13 protein-coding genes are annotated in these 12,725 nt (G+C 45.8%); 4 read left to right on the top strand and 9 right to left on the bottom strand.

Annotated elements, in window-relative coordinates:
• Nucleotides 1-17 precede the first annotated feature (17 nt).
• The 9 genes from acpS to EP13_RS19210 all read right to left on the bottom strand — a co-directional run bounded on the left by acpS (nt 18) and on the right by EP13_RS19210 (nt 7,129).
• Nucleotides 18-395, bottom strand: a complete 378-nt coding sequence (gene acpS / locus EP13_RS03620) for a holo-ACP synthase (RefSeq protein WP_044056069.1) — start codon at nt 393-395, stop codon at nt 18-20.
• 26 nt (nt 396-421) lie between these two features.
• Complete coding sequence (pdxJ, locus tag EP13_RS03615; protein ID WP_044058715.1) at nt 422-1,159, bottom strand: pyridoxine 5'-phosphate synthase; 738 nt, start codon at nt 1,157-1,159, stop codon at nt 422-424.
• A 155-nt stretch (nt 1,160-1,314) separates the two neighbouring features.
• A complete protein-coding gene (gene recO, locus EP13_RS03610) occupies nt 1,315-2,028 on the bottom strand; it encodes a DNA repair protein RecO (protein ID WP_044056068.1) in 714 nt (237 codons plus the stop codon).
• A 40-nt stretch (nt 2,029-2,068) separates the two neighbouring features.
• Nucleotides 2,069-2,344, bottom strand: coding sequence for a hypothetical protein (locus tag EP13_RS03605; protein ID WP_044056067.1), 276 nt, complete (start codon nt 2,342-2,344; stop codon nt 2,069-2,071).
• 6 nt (nt 2,345-2,350) lie between these two features.
• Nucleotides 2,351-4,105: a single-stranded-DNA-specific exonuclease RecJ gene (gene recJ, locus EP13_RS03600; protein WP_052364266.1), complete on the bottom strand. Its 1,755-nt coding sequence runs from the start codon at nt 4,103-4,105 to the stop codon at nt 2,351-2,353.
• A 135-nt stretch (nt 4,106-4,240) separates the two neighbouring features.
• The gene (gene dsbC, locus EP13_RS03595) at nt 4,241-4,951 is read right to left on the bottom strand and encodes a bifunctional protein-disulfide isomerase/oxidoreductase DsbC (protein ID WP_044056066.1); all 711 of its coding nucleotides are present in this window, start codon (nt 4,949-4,951) and stop codon (nt 4,241-4,243) included.
• Between the two features lie 174 nt (nt 4,952-5,125).
• The gene (gene xerD / locus EP13_RS03590; protein ID WP_044446204.1) at nt 5,126-6,043 is read right to left on the bottom strand and encodes a site-specific tyrosine recombinase XerD; all 918 of its coding nucleotides are present in this window, start codon (nt 6,041-6,043) and stop codon (nt 5,126-5,128) included.
• Nucleotides 6,043-6,870, bottom strand: coding sequence for a co-chaperone DjlA (gene djlA / locus EP13_RS03585; protein WP_044056065.1), 828 nt, complete (start codon nt 6,868-6,870; stop codon nt 6,043-6,045). The genes xerD and djlA overlap by 1 nt, the downstream gene beginning before the upstream one ends.
• Nucleotides 6,871-6,964: 94 nt before the next feature.
• Nucleotides 6,965-7,129, bottom strand: a complete 165-nt coding sequence (locus EP13_RS19210) for a hypothetical protein (RefSeq protein WP_156026724.1) — start codon at nt 7,127-7,129, stop codon at nt 6,965-6,967.
• Nucleotides 7,130-7,319: 190 nt separating this feature from the next.
• On the opposite strand from EP13_RS19210, the gene EP13_RS03580 reads away from it, so the two are divergent.
• From EP13_RS03580 to rsmA, 4 genes are read left to right on the top strand one after another with little or no spacing between them, the layout of a single operon-like run.
• Nucleotides 7,320-9,554 carry an LPS-assembly protein LptD gene (locus EP13_RS03580; protein WP_044056064.1) on the top strand — a complete coding sequence of 745 codons (2,235 nt, stop codon included), beginning with the start codon at nt 7,320-7,322 and terminating at the stop codon, nt 9,552-9,554.
• A gap of 54 nt (nt 9,555-9,608) precedes the next feature.
• Nucleotides 9,609-10,901, top strand: coding sequence for a peptidylprolyl isomerase SurA (gene surA, locus EP13_RS03575; RefSeq protein ID WP_269746482.1), 1,293 nt, complete (start codon nt 9,609-9,611; stop codon nt 10,899-10,901).
• Between the two features lie 7 nt (nt 10,902-10,908).
• The gene (pdxA, locus tag EP13_RS03570; RefSeq protein WP_044056062.1) at nt 10,909-11,895 is read left to right on the top strand and encodes a 4-hydroxythreonine-4-phosphate dehydrogenase PdxA; all 987 of its coding nucleotides are present in this window, start codon (nt 10,909-10,911) and stop codon (nt 11,893-11,895) included.
• The gene (rsmA, locus tag EP13_RS03565; protein ID WP_044056061.1) at nt 11,892-12,725 is read left to right on the top strand and encodes a 16S rRNA (adenine(1518)-N(6)/adenine(1519)-N(6))-dimethyltransferase RsmA; all 834 of its coding nucleotides are present in this window, start codon (nt 11,892-11,894) and stop codon (nt 12,723-12,725) included. Before pdxA ends, rsmA begins: the two co-directional genes overlap by 4 nt.

Below are 12,725 nucleotides of genomic sequence, written 5' to 3'. Positions count from 1 at the left end.
CTGTTACTCCATCACCTTTACATTTCTAATATTACGGTTGCAACCGCATAGTGCCGCTCATCAGAAATGCTGACAAAACTGCGGGTTATTCCTCTTTGCTCACAAAGCCGTTTTACTTCACCGCTTAGATGTAAAAAAGGGGCGCCAAGTTCATTGTTTTTTACCTCAATATGCTGCCAACTCACCCCGTTACCAATACCGGTTCCCAAGGCTTTAACCATGGCTTCTTTCACGGCGAAACGTTTAGCAAGGTAGCGGCTTGGCATTTTACTTTCAGCAAAAATTGCCCATTCACTGGCGGTCAACACACGCCGCGCAAGACCTTCATTAGCTCCATCGCCTTTTTCAAAGCGTGAAAACTCAACAATATCTGTACCTAACCCCGCTATGGCCACACTTTACTCCGTTTTAAAATGACCCATTAAATGCCAGCTCGTGCTTCTAGCATCAATTTGCGCATGTCTGCTACTGCGGTGTGCAGTCCGTCGAATGCCGCCCTCGCAATAATGGCGTGCCCAATGTTTAGTTCTATCAACTGAGGTATTGCCGCAATTGGCTTCACGTTATGATAATGCAATCCATGCCCCGCGTTGACTTTCAATCCTAAGCTGTGCGCGTATTCAATGCCTTCTACTAAACGTGCTAGCTCTTCTTGTTGCTCGACTTCGCTGGGCGCCTCGGCATATTGCCCAGTGTGAATTTCAATATAAGGTGCCTTACAGGCCACCGCGGCGTCAATTTGCGCCTTATCGGCATCAATAAACAGCGATACTTGAATGCCTGCCTTCGCTAATCGTTTGCAGGCCGCTTTCATATTTTCAACGTTGCCAGCCACATCTAAGCCTCCTTCCGTGGTGAGCTCTGCCCGTTTTTCCGGAACCAGACAACAAAAAACAGGCTTTACCTCTTCAGCAATGGCCAGCATTTCATCGGTCACCGCCATTTCAAGATTAAGGCGAGTATTGATGGTTTGTGCGAGTAATCGTACATCTCTATCTTTAATATGACGGCGATCTTCTCTTAGGTGGACGGTAATGCCGTCTGCTCCTGCCCGCTCGGCAATATCCGCAGCATGGACTGGATCTGGGTAAGCTGTGCCTCGCGCATTTCGCAAGGTTGCAATGTGGTCAATATTAACGCCAAGAAGAATAGAGCTCATCAGTAAAACCTGTAATATTTCAAATTCATCAAATGTCGCGCCACCCGCTAAGCCATATGCAGGTAACAATAAAAGGAACGAGTGGGATAGTGTAACAAAGTTTCGCCAGCAAACTGGACAAAAAGCCGAGATTAAATAACCGTAACATGGCAAGGTTATTTGGGTTGTCGCAAAAATAACTCCCGACTTTTTAGCGGCTTACCCCCCAATAAGGTTTTCAAAAGTTCTCTAAACAACACCTTTGCCACTTTTTTACTTAACGGAGTATAAACATGCTCTGCTAAGTCGATAAGCGCTTGCCCGGGAAATGCTCGACTTCCCCCTTGCCCTTCAACCTGACGACAGAATCCATGTTCTGCTTGTAAGCGATAAAGATACTCTGGTTGAATAGGCGCTTCCCATTCTACATCGTAAGTGAAATCGGGCATTAGCCCCATTTCTTCTAATAGCGCGCGTTCAAATTGCCTGAGGGTCGTTTCAATGTTTCCCTCGGCGTCTTCATCGTTTAGCCTTTGTAACGCCTCGGTATACGCTTGATAAAGCGGCTCACTAGCAAGCCCTGGCGGCATAATGCGGTTGGTTACCTCGTTAATATACATGGCACAAAACAAAGGGGTTTTCGTGAGTGGCAGATACGCCGCGGCGCTTTCAACACTGCGTAAGTTTTTTAACTCAGACTTCCCCGCTAATTGAACGTTAAGGGGCTGAAAAGGCTGCAAAAGGCTTTTACGGTCGGATTTGCTGTTTTTCACCCCTTTCGCTACGGCGCTGATTTTGCCTTCCTGAAGCGTAAAAAAATCGACAATGTAACTGGTTTCCCGATAAGGTCGCCGGTGCAAAACGAAGGCGGTTAACCACTCATTGTTCATATTTTCGTCTCGATTATAGAATAATTGCTGTGGTGTTCTATTAACTGCGCTTAATACGCACCACTTTCATGGTTTCAAATTCAATGCCAGCCACATCCTCTACGTGACGGTAATAGGTAAGGTTAACCCTTGCCCCTTTCAAATTTTGGTATTGCTGCTTGCGTCGAAAAACAAACGGAACCTCAAGCCCCTCTAACATTAAGGTGTGTCGTACCCAATCTCCATCTTCTCGCTGCACATGGGATATTACCTTTGCATTATCAGTTTGATTAAGCTGTTTGTGTTTATTAACCAACTTGTCTGATTCTGATTTCACGATGTTTTACCTGTTAGTGGCATTCTCTGCACGGGTCGACTCTGGCTCGCTGATCTGCTCAACAATGAGTTGCACCGACTCCTGCCCCCGAAATACGTTAACGTCAAGACGATAAGCAATGTGCACGCGAGAGACCGAAGCATTAGGCCAGGCTTTAAGATCTACATTAAATGCAATGGCATCTATTTCGCCTACGCTTTCATCCCGTAGTACTAATTTGAGGTGTTTCTCCCCCACCAGACGCTGGCTCACCACGGTAAAATGACCATCAAACAACGGAGATTCAAACCCTTGCCCAAAGGGGCCTGCCTGTCTAAGTACATGGGCAAACGACAAACTGAGTTCATCTTTTGAGAGTGCACCATCGCTAAGTAAAACTTGATGACCTTCTAGCTTACTCATGTGCAATTGTGTGATTTCGACAAAAGCCTGCTGGAACGCCTCAAGGTTTTTTAAAGGCAAACTGAGCCCAGCTGCCATAGCGTGACCGCCAAATTTACTTATCACTTGAGGGTACTTGGTGTTGACCTCATCGAGTACGTCACGAATGTGGATGCCAGGAATGGAACGCGCCGAACCTTTAATCACGTCATCATCTTGATGCGCAAACGCAATCACAGGTTTTAGGTATTTTTCTTTTAGTCGCCCCGCCACAATCCCAATCACACCTTGATGGAAATCGGCCTGATATATCACAAGCGCGGCGGGAATATTACCTTCGTTAACATTGAGCTTTTCAAGCACTTGCTCGGCTTGTGCTTTCATGCCCGTTTCTATTTCTCGACGCTCTCGGTTAAGCGCATCTAACTCTGCGGCAATCATCCGCGCTTGCATAGCGTCTTCTTCCATCAAACACGCAATGCCTTGTGACATATCGTCTAATCTGCCCGCCGCATTTAATCTTGGTCCAATAACAAAACCCAAATCTGTTGATGTAAGATGCGCACTGTCGCGATTTGCTACATCAATCAAGGCGCGAATACCCGGTCTACATTGGCCAGCTCTAATACGTTGCAAGCCCTGATGGACGAGAATGCGGTTGTGTTTATCAAGGGGAACAACATCCGCTACCGTGCCCACCGCAACGATGTCTAGCAGTGAGGCTAAATTGGGAGCAGGCAGGCGCTGACTATCAAACCAACCTTGTTGCTGTAACTGCGATTTTAGTGCCAGCATGATGTAAAACGCCACGCCTACGCCAGCCAGGTTTTTGGACGGAAAGTGACAGCCTGGCTGGTTCGGGTTCACAATGGCATCGGCATTAGGCAGGGTGTCGCCAGGTAAATGGTGGTCGGTAACTAACACTGAGATGCCAAGGCTCTTCGCATGCGCCACGCCCTCAACACAGGCAATGCCATTGTCCACCGTCATTATTGTTTCGGCGCCCTGCTGTTTAGCGACATCCACAATCGGTACACTCAGCCCGTAGCCAAAATCAAAACGATTCGGCACAAGGTAATCGACATTATCAAACCCCATCATACGCAGGGCTAGCATGCACAAGGAGGTACTGGTAGCACCATCCGCATCGAAGTCGCCTACGATAATTAACCGTTTCCCAGAAACCACCGTTTCTGCTAGCAGCGTGGCAGCCTGATGCATACCCTTTAACTGATTGAAATGCGTTAAGCCCTTCAACGAATGCTCTAGCTCGTCAATACTATGCACATTTCGGCCGCGGTAAATACGGTTTAGAACTGGGTGTAGGTGGGGCGCAAGCGGCGTGGCCTCTACGTCTCGGCGCACGATTGGCAGTATCATAGTGTCATGTCTTCACAGCAAAATTATGGCTTATGATACCGAGGATAGTGTATGAGGTAAAATGCTGTCTGCGCCGCTTGATGGCGGCGCATCTATTGCTGATACTTTCAATATTGAAAGTATCAGCAATAAAAGCTAGTTAAGCTCTTGCAACGTTTGAGCAATAGCTTGTGCTGGCTGATAACCGGGAATGACCGAGCCGTCGGGAAGAATAATATTCGGCGTGCCATTCACACCGACTTTTTGACCCAACAGGTATTGCTCCGCCACTTTATTGTCGCAGCGTGCGCTTTTCACTTGATCCCCTGATTTGGCATCGGTTAGGGCCTTTTGAGGATTCTCTGCACACCAAACAGACACCATGTCGCCATAACTTTTGCCAGATAACCCTGCCCGTGGAAAGGCGAAATACTGAACGGTAATACCTAAATCGTTAAGTTCACCCATTTCGCGGTGAAGCTTTCGGCAATACCCACAGGTTATATCCGTAAATACCGTTATAACGTGTTTCTCATTTTTTGCTTTATACGTGATGGCAGAAGATTTCAATTCAGCAATGCCTTGCAAGCGCATCTCACTCAGTGCCTCTTCTGTTTCGTTCTTCATGCCTTCATCAATATTGAAGATACGTCCATGCACTAAATATTGGCCATCCTTACTGACGTAATATAAGCCACGGTCGGTGGACACTTGAAGTAAGCCCTCTACTGGCGCATCTGCAATGGTATCCACCTCTAAACCGAGTAGCATTGTTAACTTCTCTTTTACCGCGGCTTCATCGTTGGCCTGTGAAAAAAAGCTCACACAAAGAAAAGCGAGAAGCATACAACTTTTTACAAATTTCACTACGTTAACTCCAATTGCGCTGCGTTTTGCTAGCATAAACATATATTAGATACAGACCGATGAAGGCGAAGAATTATTTCTCTAGCCAATGACATGGTGAGCCTTACACTTACCATTTCGGCGAAGTTTGCAATGCTAACATAGGCAAAGCAAAGAGAAATAGGCCTTTGTCTTCTAGCCCCTCGGGTGATGGCTATGAATCAAGGTTTGTAAGCGTTCAGTGGCGACATGCGTATATATTTGTGTCGTCGACAAATCACTGTGCCCCAACAGCATCTGTACCACTCTTAAATCGGCGCCATGATTTAACAGGTGTGTGGCAAAAGCATGGCGTAAGGTGTGCGGCGACAAATGTTGTTCAATCCCTGCTTTTACGGCGTAATATTTCACTCTATGCCAGAAGGTTTGGCGGGTCATCTTTTGCCCTCGACGACTCAAAAAAACATAATCTGAGGCTTTCGTAGCCAGTATGGGCCGTGCGTTTTTTACATAAGTAAGTAGCCAGTCGATGGCATCTTCACCTAAAGGAACTAAGCGTTCTTTATCGCCTTTCCCTACCACTCTTACCACGCCTTGCTGTAGGCTAACCTGATCCATGGTTAAACTGATAAGTTCACTCACGCGCAAGCCGGTGGCATACAACACTTCCAGCATGCTTTTATCACGACATTCTATGGCGTCGTCTGTTTGAGGCGCTTGCAATAAATCCTCTACCTGTTGCTCGCTCAACGACGAGGGCAACGCCTTGGGAATCTTAGGGTTGGCTAAGGTAGAAACGGGGTTATCTATACGCACCTGCTGCGCAATTAAGTACACAAAAAAAGCACGCATGGCGCTCATTGCACGCTGTGTGCTGCGGGTTGATAAGCCCTTGTCATGACGATGCGCCAAATATTCTTGCAGCAACCCGGTATCCAAAACACTGATGTCTTTTAACCCTTGGTTATTACAAAAAATGGCGAGCTTAGTGAGATCGGTTCGATAGCTTTGTTGGGTATGCTCAGATAGCCCTTTTTCCAGCCACAGCATTTCAATAAAGCTATCAATGTGTGCTTGGCTGGCAGCAGGCACATAGGTAAGCTCACGTTTCATTAAAAGCCACGCTTCTGTTTTACCAGTTCATAAGCTGATTGAATATCTTGCGCTTTCTTTTTCGCAATTTCCATGGCTTGCTCTGGCAGCCCTTTTGATACGAGTTTATCTGGATGGTGTTCAGCCATACGCTTGCGGTAAGCCCGCTTTATCGTTTTCTCGTCGTCAGAGGAAGATACCCCTAAAATGCGATACGCATCATCGAGTGATTGGGTTTCGGTGTACGGGCTGTGTTGCGAAGAACGTTGCTGACCGCCTCTTTGCCTAAACCGAATTTCCGCTTCAAACATAGAAATCAAGTAATCTAAATCTCGTCGTCTAAAGCCAAGTGGCTTGGCCACTTTTTCTAATACCACATACTCTTCCTGAGATAGCTTGCCATCGGCAAACGCAGCTTGAATAAGAATTTCTAGGAATACTTGTAGAATGTCACGGCGGCCATGACACGCTTCGTATAAACCTTTTAGGGTATCAACCAGTGGGAAATCCCGAGCTTTCCCTTCTCTGAAGGCGTTTTGCGCTTCTTGCCTTGCGTCGCCAGACAAGTTCATGTCGTCCATAAGCGCCGTGGCTATTTGAATTTCTCGGTTGGTCACTTGCCCATCTGACTTTGCTAGATGACCCAGTGCGGAAAACAGACTATGAAAGAAAACGGCTTGTTGTTTGAGGCTATTCTGGTCGCTAAAGAAACGCCCAAAGCCACCTAATTGATTAAAGTCTTGGCTATACGCTTTATCAAAAAAGTGCCCGACAATCACCCCAAGAATGGCACCAGGTATCTTCAAAAACATTAAGCCAAATAGAAAGCCTAAAACTTTTCCCCACACCGTAAACTCTCCTCGTACTCTTATCGCTTTCTGCTGTTAATTGGCTTGTGATTGTCAAAACACTATCGCCATTACCACTGCGCAAGGTTTCCAATCATTGTTTTGGGTCACTATAGCAGACCATCATTGCAATAGAAGTAGGTACAAGAATGCGTTTTTCAACCTCAGGATGCAAATGCCGTGTAGCTTGAGCAAGGGCTGTACCGTTTTTTACCGAGAAAATGGGCAAGGTTACGTAAAGATACGCTTTATTCACCATATTTTTTCCTTACAACGGTTGGTTAATCACGCATATATGCTTAGAATTGGTGCTCAGTGAGTATAGATAACTGCTGCGCGAGACTCAGTCGCAGTGTATTATTAATGATTTGCCGAACTAAATGCGTGCTCATAGGGTCACAGCGTTAAGTTCACGCACCTAATTTATCTAACAGGCCGTTCACCACCGCATGAAAAACACCTGCGCCATGCTTGTTTCCGCGACTTTTGTATTGCCCGTCGCGAATGCACAGGAAAACATAAATGATTCAACGCCACCATTGTCTACATGTGCGGTGGAACCTATTTCATTCAATAGCGCTGCTTTGATGCCTAAGGGGCACATCAAAGTGCAGGCGAATCGTACCGAAATTATTCAAAATAAAGTGGCGCTGTTTTCAGGCAACGTTGATATTACGTCAGACACGGCTGTCATCAGTGCATCTCAAGCACAAGTTAATGAGAACGGCAAAGACCTCATCGCTAAAGGCAATGTGCGCTACCAAGATCCTCAATTAAGTGTTGAAAGTGATGCTGTCTCTCTTCGTTCAGAAGAAGAACGTTTAGAAATGGAGAATACTAAATATCAACTCACTGGGTTTGTTGGACAAGGCGCCGCGCAAGACATCTTGTTAGATACAGACACCGGCATCGTGCTTAAAAATGTAAGCTTTACCACCTGCCCTGAAGGTGATGAAGATTGGATGATAAGAGCCAGCGAAATCAGCCTTGAGAAAGGAACCATGTGGGGCCAGGCTAAACATACTCGATTTTATGTGGCCGATGTCCCGGTATTTTATCTTCCTTATTTTGCGTTTCCTGTGAGTAATCAGCGTCAAACAGGGCTTCTTTTTCCTGAACTCACCAGCTCTAGCACCACTGGCGTTGACTACCAGCAGCCGTTTTATTGGAATATAGCGCCTAACTACGACATGACGATTACCCCAAGAGTAATGACACTTCGTGGGTTGCAATTGAATACCGAATTCCGCCATTTAGGTGAAAAAAGCGAAAGCATGGCCTATGTGGAATATTTACCCAGTGACAATGACCTAGATAGCCAGCCCGACAGGTATTTTTATCGTATTGAACACCAAGGCGAAATTAATGACAACTGGGTATTAGGGGTAGATTTTAATGGCCTAAGTGACGACAACTACATTGTAGATTTAGGTTCTGACTACTACAGCCGCGCTGACACTCACTTGTATCGTACCATTAGCTTAAACTATTACTCTAAAAACCTACTTGTAGGCATGCACGTCAAAGACTTTGAGGTCCTTGGCGATACCGCAGAGAGTTATCGCGCCTTACCTGAGCTTAAAGTCAACTACCAAACCCCATGGGGAAAATATTTAACCTTTAACCTAGATTCTGAACTGGCCTATTTTGATAGCACGTCAGAGTCTGCGCCTAAAGCGACCCGCTTTCACGTAGCACCGACTGTGGCATTGCCGCTTCGCTCCGCATGGGGCGAGTTTGTGGCTGAAACCAGTTTACTGCAAACCATTTATAAGCAAGAAAATATCCAAGACACCGACTTGTCTGAAGATGTGACTCGAACCTTAGGCCAGGCGCGCTTGTTTGGTGCCCTTTATTTTGAAAAAGATGAAGCATGGTTTAACAAAGATATGTCGATGACATTGGAACCTAAAATTCAGTATCTTTATACCTCATATGAAGATCAGACAGATATTGGCCAATACGACTCTACGCCTTTGCTTACCGATGTGGAAGGCTTGTTTCGCGGCCAAGAGTTTACCGGTTTAGACCGCATCAGTGACAACAACCAAATTACATTAGGCCTCACCACCCGTATGTTGGATAAAAACAATCGGGAACAATTCGTGTTAAGTGTGGGTCAGATATTCTACCTTGAAGATAACAAAGTCGTTGCGGCCACGAAAAACCAAGATCGTTCGGCCCTTGCAGCAGAAGTCGATTGGCGTTTAAACAAACGCTGGTATTTACACTCTGATGTGCAAGTGACCACAGATACAGACAAAGTGGATTTAAGCAGCACCGGCATTGAATATAGAAAAGATGCCGCACGCTTCATTCAACTGAGTCACAGATATGTACGTGATTTAAGTGGTGAAACCATCGACCAAGTGGGCGTTTCTGCCAGTTGGCCTATTGCAGAAAATTGGCAATGGGTGGGGCGTTCGTACCGAGATTTAGACGGCGATAGAAGTATCGAAACCTACACTGGGCTGCAATATGAGTCTTGCTGTTGGGCGGTACGCGTTGTGGCGTACAGAAACCTAAATAACCGCTACGATTCAACAGGAGAACAGTCTATTGATGATTTCGATTCTGGTGTCTCAATGCAATTTATCTTCAAAGGTATAGGCACCTCTGGTACGCAAAGAAGCATGTTAGAAGACGGCTTGTTTGGCTATCGTCAGCCATATAGTTTAAATTAACCCGATATTACGCTTGTTTAATGCAAGCGTGCAGTATTAACCAATAAGAAAAGAGTGAGTATGAAGTTCATAATCCGGGCCTTGTTATTAGGCGCAGTACTATCTTTTAATAGTATAGCGCAAGAAGTTATGCTTGACCGTGTAGCGGTTATTGTCGATCAGGGCGTTGTGCTTGAAAGCGAAGTTCAGGCACTCATCAGTGATGTTAAACGCAATGCACAAGCCAACAATCAGTCATTACCGTCTGACCGTGCACTTCGTACCCAAGCCATCGAACGGTTAATCATTAAAAGCCTTCAGCTTCAAATGGCAGAACGTATGGGTATTCAGATTAGTGACCCGCAACTTGAGCAAACGATTTCAAATATTGCGGCAAATCAGAATGTCACGCTAGAAACGCTGAGACGACAGCTTGAAATAGAAGGCATCGCTTACGAAGATTATCGCGAAGATATTCGCGAAGAAGTCATTATGGGTGAAGTTCGTCGCGCTAACGTTCGCCGTCGTGTTTACATAACCGAGCAAGAAATCAATACCCTACTCGAGTTAATGGAACAGCAAGGTGCAGAACAAGCAGAATATAACCTAGGTCATATTTTGATTGGATTACCTTCTGATCCTACCGATGAAGATATTGCGGCGGCAAGAGACAGAGCCGATAAAGTGATTTCCTTGTTAGAGTCTGGCTCTGATTTCAAAAAAATTGCCATCGCATCGTCATCAGGTAATGAAGCGTTAGAAGGCGGTGAAATGGGTTGGCTTAATATCAACGCCATGCCAACGCTTTTTGCCGAAGCCATTCAAGGCAAAGAAAAAGACGCACTCGTAGGCCCTATTCGTAGTGGTGCAGGCTTCCATATCCTCAAGGTTATTGATACCCGAGGCATCGAAAAAGTTACCGTCGAAGAAGTTAATTCTCGCCATATACTCATAAAGCCCTCTATAATCTTAAGCGAAGACAAAGCGAAAGAAATGTTGGCTACATTCAGAACTCAACTTGAAAGCGGGGAGGCAGATTTTGCCGAACTAGCGAAAGAATACTCTGAAGATCCAGGGTCGGCGTTACGAGGAGGCGAGTTGGGATGGACTGATCCAAACAACTATGTCCCTGCTTTTAAAGAAGCTCTCGCACAATTATCGCCAGGTGAATATAGCGATCCCGTTCGCTCAGTTCATGGTTGGCACTTAATTCAACTCATCGATAGACGCACAGACGACGCAACCGAACGTAGAAAAGAAGACAAAGCGTATCAGCTTATCTTCAATAGAAAGTTTTCAGAAGAAACGGAAAACTGGCTACGAGAAATGCGCGATGCGGCTTATATCGAAGTATTAGAAACGAAATAGAGCATTAATGACAGCACCGTTAAAAATAGCCGTTACGCCAGGAGAGCCAGCGGGCATAGGCCCAGATCTTATCATCAAGCTGGCTCAAGAGCCTTGGCAAGCACAGTTAGTTGTATTCGCCGATGGTGAAGTACTTCACGCCCGAGCAGAGGCGTTAGGTTTACCTTTAACCCTGCTTCCTTATGACGCTAATAACACGGATATTCAACCGGCAGGTTCGCTTTACCTTAAGCAAATCGATAAAGCCGTTGATGTGGTGGCAGGCGAGCTTAATAGTGACAATGGGCTGTATGTTGTAGAAACCTTACGTCAGGCCTGCCAAGCGAATATAGACGGCGATTTTGCCGCGGTGGTAACCGGCCCGGTTCATAAGGGTATTATTAATAAGGCGGGCGTGTCATTTAGCGGCCATACCGAGTTTTTTGCCTATCAGTCTAATACCATTGATGTGGTAATGCTGCTGGCAACCGAAGGTTTAAATGTTGCCCTTGCTACCACACATATTCCTCTTGAATATGTGTCTAGGGCTATCACTAAAGAACGCTTGCACAAAGTTATTCATATTATCAATACCGATTTAAAGCTTAAGTTTGGTATTCAAACGCCACACATTTATGTTTGTGGCTTAAATCCTCATGCTGGTGAAGACGGCCATATAGGTACAGAAGAAATTCATACCATCATCCCGGCCCTTGATGAGCTTCGCGAAGAAGGCTTAAAAATTACCGGTCCACTCCCGGCAGATACTATTTTTCAGCCTAAATACCTCGACGATGCCGACGTTGTGTTAGCTATGTATCACGATCAAGGCTTACCCGTGCTAAAATACAAGGGTTTCGGCGCCTCAGTGAATATTACGCTGGGCTTACCTTTTATTCGAACCTCAGTAGACCACGGTACTGCCCTCGACCTCGCGGGCTCAGGTAACGTAGATCCTGGGAGTTTTAGAAAAGCATTGGAAAAAGCCATTGAGCTTGCACATCATCAACAATGAGTAAAACACATTTAGGCCATACGGCCAGAAAACGCTTTGGGCAAAACTTTTTGCACGACGATTATGTTATCGGCAAAATCGTTGCAGCAATTAACCCTCAAAATGAGCAGAACCTTGTAGAAATTGGCCCTGGCTTGGGGGCGTTAACCGACCCTGTTTGTGAGGAAGTAGATGCACTGACTGTGGTTGAGCTAGACAGAGATTTAGCTAAGCGATTGCGTCATCATCCTTTTAATGGCGATAAACTGACGGTTATTGAACAAGATGCCATGACCTTCGACTTTACGTCGCTATTAAAGTCCATGCCCTATGAAGGCAAGAAGCTTCGGGTATTTGGTAACTTACCTTACAATATATCTACCCCGCTTATGTTTCATCTTTTCGACCACGCTGATAGCATTGCAGATATGCACTTCATGCTTCAAAAAGAAGTGGTTAACAGGCTAGCGGCAGGGCCGGGTACGAAAAACTACGGTAGATTGTCGGTGATGACGCAGTACTACTGTCATGTGATCCCCGTTTTAAACGTACCACCTGGCGCGTTTAAGCCGCCCCCAAAAGTAGACTCTGCGGTGGTTAAACTTGTGCCGCATGCCACTCCTCCGGTGGAAGTTAACTCGCTGAATACCTTGGAACGAGTTTGTGCCCAAGCGTTTAATCAACGCCGCAAAACGATTCGTAATTCATTGAAAGATTGTTTAACTGAAGCGCAAATATCTGAACTGGGTATCGATCCTACCTGTCGCGCCGAAGTACTTTCATTGAAAGATTTCGCCACCCTCGCCAATGCGGTAACCGCATTGGAACAGAGCGACAATCAACAAGGTTGA

Source organism: Alteromonas australica, from assembly GCF_000730385.1.
Lineage (GTDB): Bacteria > Pseudomonadota > Gammaproteobacteria > Enterobacterales > Alteromonadaceae > Alteromonas > Alteromonas australica.
Note: the sequence above shows the minus strand (reverse complement) of the source record. Positions and strands in the feature narration are given on the sequence as shown.